At 64.6% G+C, this 18,150-nt stretch carries 19 protein-coding genes; 15 read left to right on the forward strand and 4 right to left on the reverse strand.

Annotated elements, in window-relative coordinates; translation table 11 throughout:
• Positions 1-37: 37 nt before the first annotated feature.
• The 3 genes from pcaD to CEJ45_RS21350 all read right to left on the reverse strand — a co-directional run bounded on the left by pcaD (position 38) and on the right by CEJ45_RS21350 (position 2,365).
• On the reverse strand, positions 38-823 hold the full coding sequence (gene pcaD / locus CEJ45_RS21340) for a 3-oxoadipate enol-lactonase (protein WP_088757072.1): 786 nt from the start codon (positions 821-823) through the stop codon (positions 38-40).
• Between the two features lie 77 nt (positions 824-900).
• Positions 901-1,188, reverse strand: coding sequence for a muconolactone Delta-isomerase (gene catC / locus CEJ45_RS21345; RefSeq protein WP_013233325.1), 288 nt, complete (start codon positions 1,186-1,188; stop codon positions 901-903).
• A 223-nt stretch (positions 1,189-1,411) separates the two neighbouring features.
• Positions 1,412-2,365 (reverse strand): LysR family transcriptional regulator, encoded by a 954-nt coding sequence (locus CEJ45_RS21350; protein ID WP_088757073.1) that lies wholly within the window; start codon positions 2,363-2,365, stop codon positions 1,412-1,414.
• A 144-nt stretch (positions 2,366-2,509) separates the two neighbouring features.
• Between CEJ45_RS21350 and CEJ45_RS21355 the strand changes: the two genes are divergently transcribed.
• The 15 genes from CEJ45_RS21355 to CEJ45_RS21425 all read left to right on the forward strand — a co-directional run bounded on the left by CEJ45_RS21355 (position 2,510) and on the right by CEJ45_RS21425 (position 17,411).
• Positions 2,510-3,703, forward strand: coding sequence for a muconate/chloromuconate family cycloisomerase (locus CEJ45_RS21355; RefSeq protein WP_088757074.1), 1,194 nt, complete (start codon positions 2,510-2,512; stop codon positions 3,701-3,703).
• Positions 3,704-3,752: 49 nt separating this feature from the next.
• Entirely contained in the window at positions 3,753-4,688 is a 936-nt protein-coding gene (catA, locus tag CEJ45_RS21360; protein ID WP_088757075.1) for a catechol 1,2-dioxygenase, read from the forward strand.
• Positions 4,689-4,800: 112 nt separating this feature from the next.
• A complete protein-coding gene (locus tag CEJ45_RS21365; RefSeq protein WP_088757076.1) occupies positions 4,801-6,174 on the forward strand; it encodes a Rieske 2Fe-2S domain-containing protein in 1,374 nt (457 codons plus the stop codon).
• Positions 6,171-6,665 carry a benzoate 1,2-dioxygenase small subunit gene (gene benB, locus CEJ45_RS21370; RefSeq protein ID WP_088757077.1) on the forward strand — a complete coding sequence of 165 codons (495 nt, stop codon included), beginning with the start codon at positions 6,171-6,173 and terminating at the stop codon, positions 6,663-6,665. Before CEJ45_RS21365 ends, benB begins: the two co-directional genes overlap by 4 nt.
• A gap of 21 nt (positions 6,666-6,686) precedes the next feature.
• Positions 6,687-7,712 carry a benzoate 1,2-dioxygenase electron transfer component BenC gene (gene benC, locus CEJ45_RS21375; protein WP_088757078.1) on the forward strand — a complete coding sequence of 342 codons (1,026 nt, stop codon included), beginning with the start codon at positions 6,687-6,689 and terminating at the stop codon, positions 7,710-7,712.
• Entirely contained in the window at positions 7,709-8,497 is a 789-nt protein-coding gene (gene benD / locus CEJ45_RS21380) for a benzoate diol dehydrogenase BenD (RefSeq protein ID WP_088757079.1), read from the forward strand. The genes benC and benD overlap by 4 nt, the downstream gene beginning before the upstream one ends.
• 34 nt (positions 8,498-8,531) lie before the next feature.
• Positions 8,532-8,942 (forward strand): RidA family protein, encoded by a 411-nt coding sequence (locus CEJ45_RS21385; protein WP_088757080.1) that lies wholly within the window; start codon positions 8,532-8,534, stop codon positions 8,940-8,942.
• Between the two features lie 96 nt (positions 8,943-9,038).
• Positions 9,039-10,406: an MFS transporter gene (locus CEJ45_RS21390; RefSeq protein ID WP_088757081.1), complete on the forward strand. Its 1,368-nt coding sequence runs from the start codon at positions 9,039-9,041 to the stop codon at positions 10,404-10,406.
• 99 nt (positions 10,407-10,505) lie between these two features.
• Positions 10,506-11,675, forward strand: coding sequence for a benzoate/H(+) symporter BenE family transporter (locus tag CEJ45_RS21395; protein WP_088757082.1), 1,170 nt, complete (start codon positions 10,506-10,508; stop codon positions 11,673-11,675).
• 17 nt (positions 11,676-11,692) lie between these two features.
• Positions 11,693-12,964 (forward strand): GTPase, encoded by a 1,272-nt coding sequence (locus CEJ45_RS21400; protein WP_088757083.1) that lies wholly within the window; start codon positions 11,693-11,695, stop codon positions 12,962-12,964.
• Positions 12,961-14,511 (forward strand): dynamin family protein, encoded by a 1,551-nt coding sequence (locus tag CEJ45_RS21405; RefSeq protein ID WP_088757084.1) that lies wholly within the window; start codon positions 12,961-12,963, stop codon positions 14,509-14,511. The genes CEJ45_RS21400 and CEJ45_RS21405 overlap by 4 nt, the downstream gene beginning before the upstream one ends.
• A gap of 194 nt (positions 14,512-14,705) precedes the next feature.
• Positions 14,706-15,119, forward strand: a complete 414-nt coding sequence (locus CEJ45_RS21410; RefSeq protein ID WP_088757085.1) for a hypothetical protein — start codon at positions 14,706-14,708, stop codon at positions 15,117-15,119.
• A gap of 256 nt (positions 15,120-15,375) precedes the next feature.
• Positions 15,376-16,002, forward strand: coding sequence for a DUF5666 domain-containing protein (locus CEJ45_RS21415; RefSeq protein ID WP_420913316.1), 627 nt, complete (start codon positions 15,376-15,378; stop codon positions 16,000-16,002).
• Between the two features lie 12 nt (positions 16,003-16,014).
• Positions 16,015-16,629: a cytochrome b/b6 domain-containing protein gene (locus CEJ45_RS21420; RefSeq protein WP_088757087.1), complete on the forward strand. Its 615-nt coding sequence runs from the start codon at positions 16,015-16,017 to the stop codon at positions 16,627-16,629.
• Complete coding sequence (locus CEJ45_RS21425) at positions 16,626-17,411, forward strand: molybdopterin-dependent oxidoreductase (RefSeq protein WP_088757088.1); 786 nt, start codon at positions 16,626-16,628, stop codon at positions 17,409-17,411. The genes CEJ45_RS21420 and CEJ45_RS21425 overlap by 4 nt, the downstream gene beginning before the upstream one ends.
• A 50-nt stretch (positions 17,412-17,461) precedes the next feature.
• Here CEJ45_RS21425 and CEJ45_RS21430 read toward each other — a convergent pair whose 3' ends face one another.
• A complete protein-coding gene (locus tag CEJ45_RS21430; RefSeq protein WP_088757089.1) occupies positions 17,462-18,067 on the reverse strand; it encodes a nucleotidyltransferase family protein in 606 nt (201 codons plus the stop codon).
• Between the last annotated feature and the right edge of the window lie 83 nt (positions 18,068-18,150).

The following is an 18,150-nucleotide window of genomic DNA, read 5'->3' on the forward strand; positions in this document are numbered from 1 at the left end:
ATCGCCCGCCGCTCACCCCTTGGCGCGGCTCCCGCGATCAGCTCGCCTCGGTCAGGAACTGCACCACCGCCTGCGTGAAGGCGCGTGGCTGTTGCTGGTTGGAGATGTGGGCCGCATCGAATTCCACATACAGTGCACCCGGAATGGTGGCACGCATGAACTGTGCATCGGCCGGCGGCGTCGGCACGTCGCCGCTGCCGGCAATCACCAGCGTGGGCGCCCGGATTCCCGCAATCGCTTCCCTCAAATCATTGTCGCGCACCGCTGCACAGGCCCCTGCATAACCCTCGGCCGGTGTGGCCAGCAACATGGCGGTCAAGGCCTGGACCTGCTCAGGATGCTGTTCTGCATACTCCGGCGTGAGCCAGCGGGAAACGACAGCAGCGGCAATGGCAGAGAGGCCATCACGTCGCACGGTGTCGATGCGGCTGTTCCAGGCATCGGGCGTGCCGATCTTGGCACCGGTGTTGCAGAGGATGAGCTTGGTCACGCGCTGCGGATGGTTCACCGCCAGCCACATGAAGGTGCTGCCGCCCATGGAGAGGCCGCAGAAGTGCGCTTGCTTGATGTCGAGCTGGTCGAGCAGCGCAATGACGTCGCTGCCGAGCTGGGCGATGGTGTAAGGGCCGGGCGTGACTTCCGATTGACCGTGGCCGCGCGTGTCGTAACGCAGCACGCGGAAATGCTTGCTCAGTTCGGGGATCTGCGGGTCCCACATCGCCAGCGAGGTGCCCAGCGAATTGGACAGCACCAGCACCGGCAGGGCCGCGTCGCCATCGAGCTGGTAATGCAATTTGATTCCGTTCAGTGTTGCAAAGGGCATGAAGAGATCCTCGGCCCGCCCCACATCACGGTGGGTGCGGGCATGGGTGAATCAAAAAGAGTCAGATGCGCCGGTCATCAGCCAATCTGCGCGATGGCCGACGGATGCTGGGTGAGCGGCGTGACCGAAATGGTCATGAAGGGATAGAGCGGCAGGGCCGAGAGGATGTTGTGCAGTTCGTCGTTGCCCGAGACATTGAAGATGCTCACGTTGGCATACTGCCCGACCACGCGCCACAGGTCGCGCCACTTGCCTTCGCGCTGCAGCTTTTGCGACATCTCCTTCTCGTCCTTCTTCAACTGGTCGGCCACGGCCTTGTCCAGCGTGGCGGGAATGTTGACCTGCATTTGAACCATGAACAGCATGATGTTTGCTCCGTTGTCGTTATGGGTGGGATGTCGTGCAGCGCGCGCCTTGGTCGCGATGATGAACGCGGGGCGGGAAATGGTGATGTTCGATAAACGAACATAAATCCTTTATTCGCACAAACGAGTGTAGGCGCCTGCGCCGTGAACTGTCAACTTGGGCAGACGGTTTCTGCTGGTCAATGTGCGCGAAGCTCAAGGCAACGGGCCGCCTGCCCGCGCTTCAATCACGCCGTTCGGGATTCGGGAAGCCGGTGGCCGGGAAGGAACTGGTTTCGATGTCCAGCCAGGCCGGGCGTTCGGCATACATGTCAGCCACCAGTTGCTTGATGGCTTCGATGTACCAGGCGTTGTCGTTGATGCGATGCGTGAGGATGATGGGCGAGGTCGCGCGCGGATCGTCGATGAGCCGGTAATGCAGGTCATTGCGCAGCCGCGCCGAGGCCGGGATCAGGCATAGCCCCGATTCGGCGGCCACCAGGCCCAGCGCGGTCTGGATCTCGCGCACCTCGTGGACTTCGGAGGGATGGATGTCCTGGTCATTGAGCAGGCTCAGGATATGGTCGGCGAAACTGGGGCGCGGCTCCTTGGGATAGACGATCAGCTTCTGTCCATGCACTTCCTTCAAGCTCACGCGCTGGTGGCTGGCGGCCAGCGGGAAGGAAGGGGGAATGGCCAGCACCAGTTTTTCTTCGCGCAGGACGATGCGTGCCACCGTCGCGTCATTGCTGCGGATGCGCCCGAAACCCACGTCGATGCGGCCCGACTTGAGTGCGGCGAATTGCTGCATCGAGGTCAGTTCCAGCAACTGGATGTCCACCTCCGGATAGTGCTGGCGCAGCTTGCGCACCAGCACCGGCAGGCCGCCATAGAGCGTGGAGGCGACGAAGCCGATGGACAGCGTCTGGCGCTGGTTCAGTCCGATCTGCTGGGTGGCGTTCTTGAGCTGTTCCAGCCGGTTCAGGATCTGCAGCGCCTGCTCGTAGAACACCCGGCCGGCTTCGGTCAGGCGCAACGGGCGGCTGTTGCGCAGGATCAACTGCACGCCCAGCTCTTCTTCGAGCAGCTGGATCTGGCGCGACAGCGGCGGTTGCGCAATGTGCAGCTGTTCCGAGGCGCGCGTGAAGTTGCGCGTATTGGCCACGGCCACGAAGTATTTCAGTTGTCTGATGTCCATGGCGGAAAATCATATCTCACAGAAACTAATGATGTCTAATCCTTTGATTTTTATAGGAGCGCTCATAAACTATATGAAAAAGGTATGAAACTAGACGAATTTGGTGTTGGCAATGGCAGGGCTTCCCGGTGTTCAATGCAGTCCATGGATACCCCACAACACCTTCACGCTGCGGCCCCGGCCCTGATCGACCGGGTCGAGACCTTCCTGGTCGATCTGCCGACCATCCGTCCCCATCAATTGTCCATGGCGACGATGAACGGGCAGACCCTGATGCTGGTGCGCCTGTACTGCTCCGACGGCACCGTCGGCGTGGGCGAGGGCACCACCATCGGTGGCCTGGCCTACGGCGCCGAATCGCCCGAGGGCATGAAGCTGGCCATCGATACCTACTTCGCGCCGCTGCTGCTGGGTGCCGATGCCAGCCTGATCCCGGCCATCATGGCGCGCCTGAACAAGGCCATCCAGGATAACCGCTTCGCCAAGTGCGCCATCGAGACTGCGCTCTTCGACGCGCTGGGCCAGCGCACCGGCCTGCCGATCTCGCAACTGCTCGGCGGCCGTGCCCGTGAAAGCCTGCCGATCGCCTGGACCCTGGCCTCCGGCGACACCGCCAAGGATATCGACGAAGCCGAGCGCATGCTGGCCGCGCGCCGCCACAAGATCTTCAAGCTCAAGATCGGCCGCCGCGAAGTCGAGGCCGATGTCGCCCACGTGGCCGCCATCAAGAAGGCCCTCGGTGACCGCGGCTCGGTGCGGGTGGACGTGAACATGGCCTGGAGCGAACTGGAAGCCCAGCGCGGCCTGGCCGGCCTGGTCGATGCCGGCTGCGAACTGGTGGAGCAGCCGGTGGCCTCGGCCCCGGCGCTGGCCCGCTTGAAGGGCAAGCACAATATCGCCATCATGGCCGACGAATCGCTCACCGGCCCGGCCTCGGCCTTTGCGCTGGCGCGCATCGGCGGCGCTGACGTGTTCGCGATCAAGATCGAACAATCGGGTGGCCTGCGTGCCGCCCAGCAGGTGGCCGCCATCGGCGACGCGGCCGGCATCGAACTGTACGGCGGCACCATGCTGGAAGGCGCCATCGGCACCATCGCCTCGGCCCATGCCTTCGCCACCTTCCGTGAATTGCAGTGGGGGACTGAATTGTTCGGTCCGCTGCTGCTGACAGAGGAAATCCTGGCCGAGCCCTTGCAATACCAGGATTTCCAGCTGGCCATCCCCAACCGCCCTGGCCTGGGCATCGTGCTCGATGAGGAGCGTGTGCAATACTTCCGGCGCGACCGCAAGCAAGGGGCGACAGTGACAGCAGCGAGGCCGGCCACCCTGGCCGGATAAAACAAGAAAACGCACTTCCCCAATCTACAAATCGAAAAGGAGACTCAACATGGCAGCCAAGATTTTCAGCACCCCCGAAGTCCAGGACTTCCTGCGCCTGGCCAGCGGCCTCGATACCGAAGGCGGCAGCCCGCGCACCAAGCAGATCGTGCATCGCATCCTGTCCGACCTGTTCAAGACCATCGAAGACCTGGAGATCACCTCCGACGAATACTGGGCCGGTGTGGCCTACATCAATCGCCTGGGCGCGTCCAGCGAAGCCGGCCTGCTCTCGCCTGGCCTGGGCCTGGACCGCTTCCTGGACATGCGCATGGATGCCGAAGACGCCGCACTGGGCATCACCGGCGGCACCCCGCGCACCATCGAAGGCCCGCTGTACGTGGCCGGTGCGCCGGTGGAACAGGGCTTCGCGCGCCTGGATGACGGTAGCGACAAGGACGGCCAGACCATCATCATGCACGGCACCGTCTATGGCGCCGATGGCAAGCCCGTGCCGGGCGCACAGGTGGAAGTCTGGCATGCCAACACCAAGGGTTTCTATTCCCACTTCGACCCGACCGGCGAGCAGAAGCCCTTCAACATGCGCCGCACCATCATCACCGATGCCCAGGGCCGCTACAAATTCCGCAGCATCATGCCGGCCGCCTATGGCTGCCCGCCGGCCGGCCCCACCCAGGGCCTGCTGAACCAGTTGGGCCGCCACGGCAACCGTCCGGCGCACATCCACTTCTTCGTCACGGCGGACGGCCATCGCAAGCTGACCACCCAGATCAACATCGACGGTGATCCGCTGATCTATGACGACTTCGCCTACGCCACCCGCGAAGGCCTGGTGCCGCCGCTGGTCGAGCGCACCGACGCGGCCAGCATCAAGGCCGAAGGACTGGAAGGCCCGTTCGCCGAGATCGTCTTCGACATCAGCCTGACCGCACTGGTCAACGGTGCCGACAACCAGGTCGTGGACCGTCCGCGCCTGGCCGCCTGATCGCCTGATCGTCCTGCGCCAGCCGCTGGCGCAGGCCAGCCTCACCCCCGCCGACTGCCTTGCCGCGATGGTTTTCCATCGCCACAGGCGGGCTGCACCCTGGAGAAAAGACATGACCACCCTTGCCGCCGACAAGTATGACGAGGTCGAGCGCCTGCTCGACACCGCCCTGGACGAAGACGCCACCAACGGCATCTTCCGCTGCCGCCGCGACATCTTCACCAATGCCGACCTGTTCGAGCTGGAGATGAAGCACCTGTTCGAATCGAACTGGGTCTACCTGGCCCACGAGAGCCAGGTCCCCGAGATCAACGATTACTACAGCACCTGGATCGGCCGCCAGCCGGTGGTGGTCACCCGTGACAAGAACGGCGAGCTGCACGCCATCATCAATGCCTGCGCCCACAAGGGGGCCATGCTGTGCCGTCGCAAGCATGGCAACAAGAGCAGCTTCACTTGCCCCTTCCACGGCTGGACATTCTCCAACAGCGGCAAGCTGTTGAAGGTCAAGGACGAGAAGACCACCGAATATCCGGTCTCCTTCAACAAGAACGGCTCGCATGACCTGACCCGCGTGGCGCGCTTCCAGAATTATCGCGGCTTCCTCTTCGGCAGCCTCTCGGAAGATGTGCTGCCGCTGGAAGAGTACCTGGGCGAGACCCGCGTCATCATCGACCAGATCGTCGACCAGGCCCCCAACGGCCTGGAAGTCCTGCGCGGCAATTCCAGCTACCTCTATGACGGCAACTGGAAGATGCAGATGGAAAATGGTTGCGATGGTTACCATGTCAGCTCGGTGCACTGGAACTACGCCGCCACCATGAGCCGCCGCAAGGAAGGCGGCACCAAGGCCACCGACGCCAACAACTGGAGCAAGGCTGTTGCAGGTGTCTACGGTTTCGAGAACGGCCACATCCTCTTGTGGACCAACACGCTCAATCCGGAAGTGCGCCCGATCTGGAACCAGCGCGAAGAACTCGCCGCCCGCGTGGGCCAGGCACGCGCCGATACCATCGTGGCCCAGACCCGCAACCTGTGCCTGTATCCCAACGTGTTCCTGATGGACCAGTTCGGCACGCAGATCCGCGTGGCCCGTCCGATCAGCGTGAACCAGACCGAGATCAGCATCTTCTGCTTCGGCCCCAAGGGCGAGAGCGATGAAGACCGCCGCGTGCGGATTCGCCAGTATGAGGATTTCTTCAATGTCTCCGGCATGGGTACCGCCGACGACCTCGAAGAGTTCCGCGCCTGCCAGGCCGGCTATGCCGGTTCGGCCGTGCGCTACAACGACATGAGCCGGGGGGCGCCGCTGTGGAAGCAGGGCCCGGACGAGAATGCGAAGAAGATGGGCATGAACCCCAAACTGAGCGGTGAGCGCAGCGAGGACGAAGGTCTCTTCGTCTGCCAGCACCACTACTGGACCGAGCAGATGCGCAAGGCGGTCAGCAAGGAACGCGCAGCCGCAGGGCAAGGAGAACAAGCATGAGCCAGCCGACCCGACTCGATGCCGTCTGCGCCTTCCTCTATCGCGAGGCGCGCTATCTCGACGAACGCCAGTGGGAATCCTGGCTGGAACTGTACGCCGCGGACGTCGAATACTGGATGCCGGCCTGGGACGATGATGACCAGCTCACCGAAGACCCGCAGCGCGAGATTTCGCTGATCTACTACGCCAACCGCGATGGCCTGGAAGACCGCGTCTTCCGCATCAAGACCGAGCGGTCCAGCGCCTCCATGCCGGAGCCGCGCACCAGCCACATGATCGCCAACGTGGAGATCCTGGAGGAGACCGATGACGCGGTGGAGGTGCGCTACAACTTCCATACGCTGTCGCACCGCTACAAGATCACCGACCAGTTCTTCGGCACCACCCTGGTCAGCTTGCGCAAGACCGAAGGCGGCTTCCAGATCGCCCGCAAGAAGATCGCCCTGAAGAACGACTACATCCGCCAGGTCATCGACGTCTACCACGTCTGACCAGCGCGCAGGAGACATGACATGAGCAGCTATCGCATCGCCCTCAACTTCGAAGACGGGGTGACCCGCATCATCCAATGCGGCGCCAAGGAAAAGGTCCTGGACGCGGCGTTCCGCCAACGCATCAACCTGCCCATGGATTGTTCCGACGGCGTGTGCGGCACCTGCAAGTGCCGCGCCGAAAGCGGGCAGTACGACCTGGGCGACGACTACATCGATGATGCGCTCAGCAGCGACGAAGCCGAGCAAGGCCTGGTGCTGACCTGCCAGATGATCCCGCACTCCGATTGCGTGGTCGCCGTGCCGGTGGCCTCCACCGCCTGCAAGACCGGCAGTGCCAAGTTCAACGGCAAGGTGGCCGAGGTCACCGCCTTCGGTGAGGCGGCCTTCGAACTGGTGCTGGAGGTGGCGGCCGACGCGCCGGCTTTCCTGCCGGGGCAATACGTCAATATCGCCGTGCCGGGCAGTGGCCAGCATCGCTCGTATTCGTTCAGTTCGCCCTCGGGCGCCACGCGCATGAGCTTTCTCATCAAGAACGTACCGGGGGGCCTGATGAGCGGCTGGCTGAACAAGGCCGGCGCCGGTGACGCGCTGGAGATGACCGGCCCGCTGGGCAGTTTCTACCTGCGTCCGGTCAACAGGCCCGTGCTGATGCTGGCTGGTGGTACCGGTCTGGCGCCGTTCCTGGCGATGCTGGAGGAGATGGTGCAGCAGGGTGTGCAGCATCCGGTCCACCTGATCTATGGCGTCACGCGCGACCAGGACCTGGTACTGGTGGATCGTCTTGAAGACCTGGCCAAGCGCTTGCCCGGGTTCAGTTTCACCACCTGTGTGGCTGATGCCGCGACCACGCATCCGCGCCAGGGTTACGTGACCCAGCACATGCCGGCCGAGGTACTGCACGATGGCGCAGTCGATGTCTACCTGTGCGGTCCGCCGCCGATGGTGGAGGCGGTGCAGAAGCACTTCCAGTCGCAGGGCATCGCCCCGGCCAGCTTCCATTACGAGAAGTTCGTCACCAGCCAGCCGGTGGCGGTGGCGGCATGAGCACTGCGCTCACGCGGGCCCGTTTCGCCGGCAAGGTGGCCGTGGTCACCGGCGCCGCCCAGGGCATCCTGCGCGGCGTGGCGCTGGGCATCGCCGCCGAAGGGGGCCAGGTGCTGATGGTGGACCGTGCCGACTTCATCCATGAAGTCGCCATGGAAGCAGCTGGCGGCGGCGCCACCGGATTTGTCGCCGACCTTGAAACTTATGACGGCGCGCAGGCCGCCATGGCCCGCGCCATCGAACTGCACGGCCGCATCGACCTGCTGGTCAACGGTGTGGGCGGTGCGATTCGCATGCGTCCTTACGCCGAATTCGAAGCGGCGCAGATCGATGCCGAAATCCGCCGCTCGCTCATGCCCACGCTCTATGGCTGCCACGCGGTGCTGCCGCACATGCTGCGCGAGGGCCGGGGCACCATCGTCAACGTCTCCTCCAACGCCACGCGCGGCATCCGCCGGGTGCCGTATTCCGCGGCCAAGGGCGGCGTCAATGCCATGACCATGGCACTGGCCATGGAATATGGCGAGCAGGGTATCCGCGTGGTGGCGACTGCGCCCGGCGGCACCCAGGCACCGCCGCGCCGCGTGCCGCGCAATGCGCAAGGCGACAGCGCACAGGAACAGGCGTGGATGCAGGAGGCCGTGCAGCAGGTGACCGGCTCCACCTTCTTCAAACGCTATGCCACGCTGGAAGAGCAGATCGCACCGATCCTCTTCATGGCTTCCGATGAGGCCAGCTACATCACCGGGGCCGTCTTGCCGGTCGCCGGTGGCGACAACGGCTGAGGCCCTTTGATCCCATTCATTGAACGGAGACACCATGTCTGAACGCCAGGCCATCATTCCCGAGGGAATGGAAGACGTCTACGAAAAAATCGGTTATGCACCCGGCGTATTGGTCGGCGATGTTCTATACGTCTCCGGCCAGATTGGCCGTGGTCCCGACATGCAGCTGGTCGAGCCGCGCGAAGCCCAGATCGTGCAGGCCTTCGAAAACCTCAAGCGGGTGCTGGAGAAGGCCGGCGGCACGCTGGAGGACATCGTCGATCTGTCCACCTTCCATACCGACATGCGCGACCTGCCCTTGTTCATCAAGGTGCGCAACCAGTACCTGACAAGCTACCCGCTGCCAGCCTGGACCGCTACCGGCGCCCACATGCTGGGCGGCGGGCCTGGCTACATCATCGAGATCAAGGCGGTGGCGCATCTGCGCAAGAAGGGACCGGCCTGACCCGCAGGATCACCGCAAGAAAAACGCTGGGCGCAACAAACACAAGAACACATAACAACGCCAATCCCGCAAGACAAACGACAACGGAGGAGACCCATGAAGACCCAGGAAGTGAGCCAGATCATCGATGGCGCACGTTTCACGAAATTCCATTGGATGGTGATGTGCCTGTGCGCATTGCTGCTGGTGTTCGACGGCTATGACCTGTTCATCTACGGCGCCGTGCTGCCGGTGCTGATGAAGGAGTGGTCCCTGTCGCCGGTGCAGGCCGGTGCGCTGGGCAGCTATGCGCTCTTCGGCATGATGTTCGGTGCCTTTGTCTTCGGCCCCCTGGCCGACCGCATCGGCCGCAAGAAGGGCGTGGCGATCAGCTTCGTGCTCTTCAGCGTCTCCACTTTCCTGAGCGGCTTTGCCACTTCGCCCAGCGAGTTCGGCATCTATCGCTTCATGGCCGGCCTCGGTTGCGGCGGCCTCATGCCCAACGCCGTGGCGCTGATGAATGAATACGCGCCCAAGCGCCTGCGCAGCACCCTGGTGGCCATCATGTTCAGCGGCTATTCGCTGGGCGGCGTGCTGTGCGCAGGCCTGGGCATCTGGATGCTGCCCAACTTCGGCTGGCAATCGATGTTCTTCGCTGCCGCCGTGCCGCTGGTGCTGCTGCCGGTGATCCTGTGGAAGCTGCCGGAATCGGTCGGTTTCCTGCTGCGTGCAGGCAAGCAGGAGCAGGCCCGTGCCATGCTGGCGCAGGTCGCGCCGCAGGCGGCCCTGGGTGCCGATGTGCAGCTGGTGCAGAGCGACGCCAAGGGTTCCGGCGCGCCGATGCTGGAATTGTTCAAGCAGGAGCGCACCCTCGGTACGCTGATGATCTGGGTCGCCTTCTTCTGCTGCCTGCTGATGGTCTATGCGCTGGGCTCGTGGCTGCCCAAGCTGATGGCCAGCGCCGGGTATAGCCTGGGCTCCTCGCTGTCGTTCCTGCTGGCGCTCAACTTCGGTGGTGTTGTGGGTGCCATCGGCGGCGGCTGGCTGGGGGACCGCTTCACCTTGCCCAAGGTGGTGGTGAGCTTCTTCGCGGTCGGCACGGTGGCCATTGCGCTGCTGGGCTTCAACAGCCCGACCCCGGTGCTGTACCTGCTCATCATCGTGGCCGGTGCCACGACCATCGGTACGCAGATCCTGCTGTATGCCAACACCGCCCAGTTCTATCCGCTGGCGATCCGCTCCACCGGCCTCGGCTGGGCTTCCGGGGTGGGCCGCTCGGGCGCCATCGTCGGCCCCTTGCTGGGCGGTGCACTGATGGCGGCAGCCCTGCCGCTGAAGATGAATTTCCTGGTGTTCGCCGTGCCGGGACTGGTCGCCGCACTGGCCATCGGCATCTTCCTGCTGCGCTATCGTCATGGCCAGCGTGCCGTGACGGCGGAGGCCGCACCGACCGTGACGGCCGCACCGATCTCGCGCAGCGTTTAAGATCGTAGTCGGTCAAGCCGGTCCGGCACCTGGGGAAGCGTTCCACGGGTGCCGGACCTTTTGTGCGCTCGTGCTGTTGCATTTCGCAAGGAAGCTTCGATGGTTCAACGACAAGGCTCGCTCACCGCGTGGGTGGCGGGTTTCCTGGCAGTCCTGATTTCCTATGCCGGTCCGCTGGTGATCTTCGTGCAGGCGGCCCATGCCGGCCAGGTACCGCAAGCGCAACTGGTGTCCTGGGTGTGGGGCATTTCGATGGGCGCGGGCGTGAGCGGGCTGCTGCTGAGCTGGTGGTTCAGGATGCCCATCATCACGGCCTGGTCGGCACCGGGCACGGCGCTGCTGTTGAGCCTCTTTCCCGGGGTGGGCATGCCGGAAGTGGTGGGGGCCTACCTGATGGCGGCGGTCATCCTGATCGCCATCGGCGTGACCGGCGGCTTTGAAAAGATTCTCGCCTTCATTCCCAAGGGTATTGCCGCCGGCATGATGGCCGGCATCCTGTTCCAGTTCGGGGTTCAGGCCTTTCGCTCCAGCGTGGGGGCGCCGCTGATGGTGTTTGCCATGATGGCGGCTTATCTCGCAGGACGCCGCTGGTGGCCGCGCTACGGCATCGTGGTGGTGGCACTGACCGGATTTGCGGTGGCCTTCGCCAGTGGCCGCACCGAGCTGGCGGCCCTGCATCTGGAATTGGCGCAGCCGGTTTTCATCGCTCCGCACTTCAGCATCGGCACGTTCTTCAGCCTGACCGTGCCGCTGGTGCTGGTGAGCCTGACCGGCCAGTTCCTGCCGGGCATGGCGGTGCTGCAACTGGCGGGCTACCATCCGCCCACGCGCGCCGTGGTCACCGGCACCGGGCTGGCCTCGCTGGTGACGGCCTGCTTCGGCGGCATCACCATCGTACTGGCCGCCATCACGGCAGCGCTCTGTACCGGCAAGGATGCCCATCCCGAGCCTGGCCGGCGCTACATCGCCGGTATTGCCAATGGCGTCTTCTATCTCATCGGCGGCACCTTTGCGGCCTCCATCGTGACGCTGTTTGCCGCCTTTCCCAAGGAACTGATCGCGGCCCTGGCCGGGCTGGCACTGATCGGCGCCATCGTGTCCAACATCCGCCTGATGAGCGAGGACGGCATCCACGCCGAGCCCGCCGTCATCACCTTCCTCGCTACCGCGTCCGGCATGACCCTGTTCGGACTGGGCGCGGCCTTCTGGGGCGTGGTCATCGGCATGGCCGCACACTGGCTCATCGGCCGTCCCGCCCGGGAAAAATGAAAACATGGAGACTCCCAATGAACCCGCAGCATGATTCCTTTGATCCGCTCGCGCGCGAAGTCCTGGCCGTGGTGCCGGGCCGCGCGCATGACCTGGCGCGCCTGCGCGTGCTGGCCCAAGCCAAGGCCGCGCCGACCGTGACGGTGGTCGGCAAGTACAACCACGGCAAGAGCCGCCTGCTCAACGAGCTGATGGGGCGCGACGTCTTTGCGGTGGCCGACCGGCGCGAGACGGTGACGCTCTCCGAGCACCATCACGCCGAACTGCGCTGGCTGGATGCCCCGGGACTGGATGCCGACGTCGCCCTGCAGGATGACAGTCACGCCCAGGAAGCCACCTGGCTGCAAGCCGATGTGCGCCTGTTCGTGCATGCGGCCAAAGAGGGCGAACTGGATGCGGCCGAACGCCACCTGCTGCAGGCCCTGCGCGAGGATCAGCAGCGCACGCGGCGGCAGACGCTGTTCGTGCTCACGCAGGTGGACCAGATGAGCGACGAAGAGCAACTGGCCAAGGTCAGCGCCGCCATCGTTGGGCAGATGCCGGGACTCGCGCTGCATCCGGTGTCATCGACGCGGCATCGCAGTGGTGTGGAGGGCGGCAAGTCCCTGCTGCTGCAACGTAGCGGCATCCCGGCGCTGCAGGCCCTGCTGCGGGAGGTGGTCGAGCAGGTGCCGGGCGCGCGCCAACATGAACGCAGCTTGCTCTTCACCGAGATCGCCCGACAGGTAGAGCAGCAGCAGGCCGCGTTGGAAAGCGCTCTGCTGGCGCTGCGCCAGCGCCAGCAGCAGCAGCGCCAGGATTTCGAACAGGGATTGCAGGCCGTGCTGGAAAAAGTGCATCAGGACCTGCTGCCGGTCGTGGAATTTCAAGGGGACGATCCTGCCCTGGTGCCCGATACCGCCGCCGACGAATTCAAGCTCACCGCCGGCAAGCGCGAGCGGGCGCGCATCCATGTTGCCTATTCGCGCGCCTGCATCGCCATTCGCGCACACCTGATCCAGCATGGTGTGGAGGGCCTGCCGGCCAGCCAGCAGACCTCGGTGGCCAGTCTCGATACGGTGATGGTGGCCGTGCTGGGCATCTCCATCAAATACCGCGCCGACCTGCGCCGCCGTTTCTGTGAGCCCGCAGGGCAGGCGCAGCTGAAGCAATCCTTCCTGCATTACTACGAATTGTCGGAGGACCGCCAGGCCCTGCAGCAGCAGATCGCCATCACCCAGGCCGAGCTGCACGCGCATGCCCGCGCCCGGCAGGCGCTGGCGCGGCTGCGCGAAGGAGAGGGCGCATGAGCCGCGAAGAACAGCATTTCATCGATTCCATCGGCCGCACCGGCCAGGGCGAGGCCAACCTGCAGCCGGTGCTGGCCGCACTGCGTACGTGGCTTGCAGCCTTGGGACAGGCCTTCGACGATGCGCCGCTGCCGGCTGGTGGCTTGCAATCGGCCAGCCCCCTGGCGCGCCGCATCGCCGCCTTGCACGAAGACCGGATCCACCAGGCCCGGCGCCGCGAACAACAGTGGATTGCCCTTGCCCCTGCGCGCGCGCTGGCCCAGCGATTCGAGGGCAAGCTCATGCTGCTGGTGTTCGGCAAGTTCAATGCCGGCAAAAGCTCGCTATGCAACTTTCTCGCGCAGCGTTTCCGCCAGCGCCAGCAGGCGGTGCAGTATTTCCACCTGCAAGGCGGTCAGTTGGTGGAGAGTGAAGAGGCTTTCCATGAGGGCGCTACCGAAACCACGGCGCGCCTGCAGGGCGTCTGCCTGGGCGACGGGCTGGTGCTGCTGGACACCCCCGGCCTGCATTCGGCCACCGGCGAAAATGCCGCCCTGACGCAGCGTTTCCTGGACAGTGCCGATGCGGTGCTGTGGCTGACCAGTTCGACTTCGCCGGGACAGGTGCAGGAGCTCGATGAACTGGCGCGCGAACTGCGCCGTGGCAAGCCGCTGCTGCCGGTGCTCACGCGCAGCGACGTGATCGACGAAGATGAGGTGGACGGCCAGATCGTCAAATGCCTGCGCAACAAATCCGATGCCAACCGCGCCGACCAGGAAGCCGATGTCCGCGCGCGTGCTGCCGACAAACTGCAGGCGCTGGGCGTGGCATTGCATCAGCTCAAGGCCCCCGTCTCCATCTCCGCCTATGTGGCCCGTACCGCCGGTGCGGATGCCGAAGCGATGCGCGGCGCCGGTTTCGAACGCCTGTATGCCGCGCTCTCCACCCTGCTGGCACCGGCCCTGGCCTATCGCGATCGCAAGCCGGCCGAAGTGCTGCTGCATCATCTGCAGGAGGATGTACTGGCGCCCCTGCTGGGACAGACCTTGGCGGCGCTGCAGGGCTTGCAGCAGGTCCTGGAGGGCGAACAGGCAGCGCTGCCCGCCCAGCGCGCCCGCATCGTGCAACTGGCCTGGCGCGAAGTGATGCCCGGTGTGCCGGCCTTGCTGGAGCAGCATGCCGCCAGCGGCGAGGTGGATGCCGTGCTGGCTCGCTTGCAGCCACAGTTGCTGCACGCCTTCGACCGCCACGCACGCGCCGTGCTGGACAGCCATGTGCTGGCGTCGCCGGCACCGGTGGCGCTGGTCCTGCCGGCGGGCAGCGGCTATGAACGCGTTGCCGACGACTTGCCGCCATCCTATGAAAAACTGTACGAAGCGCTGGGTCAAAGTGTACTGGCGGCCTTGGAGCAACTGGCCGATGAAGTGGCCGGGCACTGTACTGCCCGGTTGGCGGGACTGTCTGATGCGGTGTCCGTGCAGCAGGACATCATCGAGGAGCATGCGCAGCAACTGGCAAGCATTGAAGAACAGTTGCGGCCGGTCCCGGAGGACATGGCACAGCGCTGACGCGGTGCGCGGGGTGGGGCAGGGCAGTTTGCAGGCGGGCAAGAGCGCCTGCATTTTTCCACCCCCCGGAATCTTTTGTCGTGTTAAGGATCCCTTAATTCTGCAGACCTACAGTATCTGCATCGGCGGCCAGCTCAGCAGTGGAGCGGCCCCGACGGCAGCGCTTTCATCCTGAACCACGACAAGGAGCCATCATGGACATCAACAAGATCACCGCCATCAGCGCCATCGTCTTCGGCCTGGCCGGCATGGCCGCGCCCCTGACCTACGCCCAGGACATGCAGGGCTCGGTCGCCTACATGAACGGCGGCATCGGCGCCGGCGAACAGGCCAAGCTGCGCGAATCGGCCAAGGACTACAACCTGCGCCTGCTGTTCTCGGAAGCCAAGGACGGTGCCTACGTCAGCAACGTCAAACTGGACGTGGCCGATCATCACGGCAAGAGCGTCTTCAGCCTGCCCAACGCCGGCCCCATGACCAACCTCAAGCTGCCCAAGGGCGACTACGAGATCACTGCCGTCTACAACGGCGTCAAGAAGACCAGCAAGGTCAGCGTGGGTGAGAAGCCCGTCTCGCTGAGCTTGAACTGGGCGCATCAGGACAACTGAGTTCCGGCGCATTGATCGGCCAGTCACAGGCCGTTCGCCCTTCGTTTGCCGGCCCATTTGCCGGCCGTCGCCCCAGCCCCCTCCCAACCTCATCCATAGCCCGCCTTGCAGTGCGGGCTATGGGCGCTTGTGCGCGGTCTTCCAGTGCGCGAGAAGAATGACATTTTTGTCATTCAACCGTCATTCGAATGACGTTTTCTTTTGCCTAAAATCAATCTCCCCCTTTAATGACGTCGTTCAGGTGCACATTCCCATGATGAACATATTCATTCCTCGCGTTTTCCGTCTTGCGCTGGTTCCGGCGCTGCTGGCCACCCAGTTGCTCGCTGCCCCGGCCATGGCGCAGGCGCCGCAGCAGGTCGGCATCCGTGGTGCCATCGTCTCGGTCAACAAGGATCAACTGGTGGTCAAGACCAACAAGGGCGCCGAGCAGAACGTGATGCTGGACAAGGACACCCGCGTGGCCGCCATCTCGATTGCCGACATCAACGACATCAAGCCCGGCAGCTACATCGGCGCGGCCGGCATCCCGCAACCGGACGGCTCCCAGAAAGCATTGGAAGTGCACGTCTTCCCGCCTGCCATGGCCGGTACCGGTGACGGCCATCGTCCCTTCGACCTGGCACCCAACAGCACCATGACCAATGGCACCGTGGGTGACGTGGTGGCCAGCCAGGGCCGTACCCTCACCCTGAAATACAAGGGCGGCGAGAAGAAGATCGTGGTGCCCGAGGATGTGCCCGTGGTCAACATTGAAGCCGGTGACCGCTCGCTGCTGGCCGCTGGCGTCAAGGTGGTGGTGCGCGCCCGCAAGAACGCCGATGGCAGCCTGACGGCCAACAGCGTGAGCGCCGGCAAGAACGGCATCACCCCGCCGATGTAAGCAGGTGCCGCGATGCCCCGTTCACCCGTTCTTCATCCGCTGGCCGTGCGCATTGCCCACTGGCTCAACGCCGTGGCCATCGCCTGCATGATCAGCAGTGGCTGGGGCATCTACAACGCCTCGCCCATCTTCGGCTTCAAGTTCGCTCCCTGGATGACCCTTGGGGGCTGGCTGGGCGGCTCCATTGCCTGGCACTTCGCGGCAATGTGGCTGCTGGTGGCCAATGGCCTGTTCTACCTGCTCTATGGCAGCTTGAGCGGCCACTTCCGCCGCCACCTGCTGCCACTGCGCGCAGCCGATGTGGTGAGCGATGCGGTGCAGGCCATGCGCTTTCGCCTGCCGCACCAGCCCGGCGTGTACAACGCCGTGCAGAAGCTGCTGTACTGGGCGGTGATCCTGCTGGGCATCCTGGTGGTGCTGTCGGGGCTGGCGCTGTGGAAGCCGGTGCAGCTGGACTGGCTGGCCGATCTCTTCGGCGGCTTCGACGTTGCGCGCAAGGTGCACTTCGCCGCCATGGCGGGAATTGCTGCCTTCGTGGTGGTGCACCTGGCGCTGGTGGCCATCGTTCCCAAGACCCTCATTCCCATGTTCACCGGCGGGGCTGAGCACAAGGCCAATGCATCATGAAAGACAAGGACGACAAGAAGACCACCCCGGCGAAGAAGACCGGCAAGATCCTGCTGGCCGACCATCGCCCGGCCCTGCTGAACGTGCAGCGCCGCCTGATGCTGCGCTCGGCGCTCTCGGTGGGCGCGCTGTCCATGCTCTCGGGCTGCGACCTGCAGGACAACGACAGCGTGGACAAGGTCCTGTGGGCCATGTCGCGCTGGAATGACCGGGTACAGGCACTGCTGTTCCGGGGCCAGAAGCTGGCGCCGACCTATGCGGCCAGCCAGATCACCAATCCGTTTCCCTTCAACGCCTTCTATGACGAGTTCAATGCGCCCGACATCGATGGCAGCGACTGGAAGCTGGAGGTCTCGGGACTGGTCAGCGACAAGCGCAGCTGGACCCTGGAGCGCCTGCGCGCACTGCCGCAGGCGGCGCAGATCACGCGCCATATCTGCATCGAAGGATGGAGCGCCATCGGCCAGTGGTCGGGGGTACCGCTGAGCTTGTTCCTGCAGGCGGTCGGGGCCGATCTCACGGCGAAATACGTGGGCTTCAAATGCGCGGACCGGTATTACTCCAGCCTGGACATGCCCACGGCGCTGCACCCGCAGACCATCCTGGCACTGGACTTCGGCAAGGAAGCCCTGCCCACGCAATACGGCTATCCCCTGAAGGTACGGGTACCGACCAAGCTGGGCTTCAAGAATCCCAAGCATGTGGTGGCCATCTTCGTGAGCAACCAGAACCCGGGCGGCTATTGGGAAGACCAGGGCTACAACTGGTTCAGCGGGATCTGAGGCGCGGATTCCCCAAGACGCAATCCGGACGGCGCGAACCGGGCGGCAGTTCAGCCCTGGTTCTGCCGGAGTCGTGCCAGATCGTCCGGCGTATCGACATCCGTAAAAATCCCCGCATCCTCCACCGCAATCTCCACCAGCGCCGGGCTCTCCAGCAAAGCCCGCGCGCCGCGATCTCCCTGCAGTGACAGCAGCGCAGGCAGATGCGCATGCGCAAAGCCGGCCGGGTTGCCGCGCCGTCCCTGCATCACCGGCACCACCATCGACGCCCCCGCCGCCAGCGCATCGCGCAAGCGCCGCACGGTGTCCGGCTGCACGCGCGGCATGTCAGCCAGGGCCACCAGCCATGCCGGCGCCTCGGCGCTCTGCTGCAGAGCGCAGCGCAAGGAGGCGCTCATCTCACGCGTTGCCCCGGGTGCCGTCAGGCAGACCGTGCAGCCCAGCTGGCGCAGGGCCGCGGCCAAGGGACCTTCCGCGTGCACCACCGCCAGTACCGGCATGACTTCCAGCAAGACGGCAGCAGTGGCAGTGGCTACCATGCCGGGGCGGCCATCGTGATGGACGAAGGGCTGCAAGAGCTTTTCTTCATGGTCGCCAAAGCGGCTGCCACGGCCGGCGGCCAGCAGCAGGGCGATGGGGGAGGAGGGCGTCGGCATGGTGCGGCAAGGCTCCGGAAACGGGAAGGCAAAGGCGCATTGTGCCCAAGTTTGGCCCGCTGCGCGTCCACGGCCGTGCGCAA

The sequence above is a fragment of the Herbaspirillum aquaticum genome (assembly GCF_002213425.1).
Taxonomy (GTDB): Bacteria; Pseudomonadota; Gammaproteobacteria; order Burkholderiales; family Burkholderiaceae_D; genus Herbaspirillum; species Herbaspirillum aquaticum.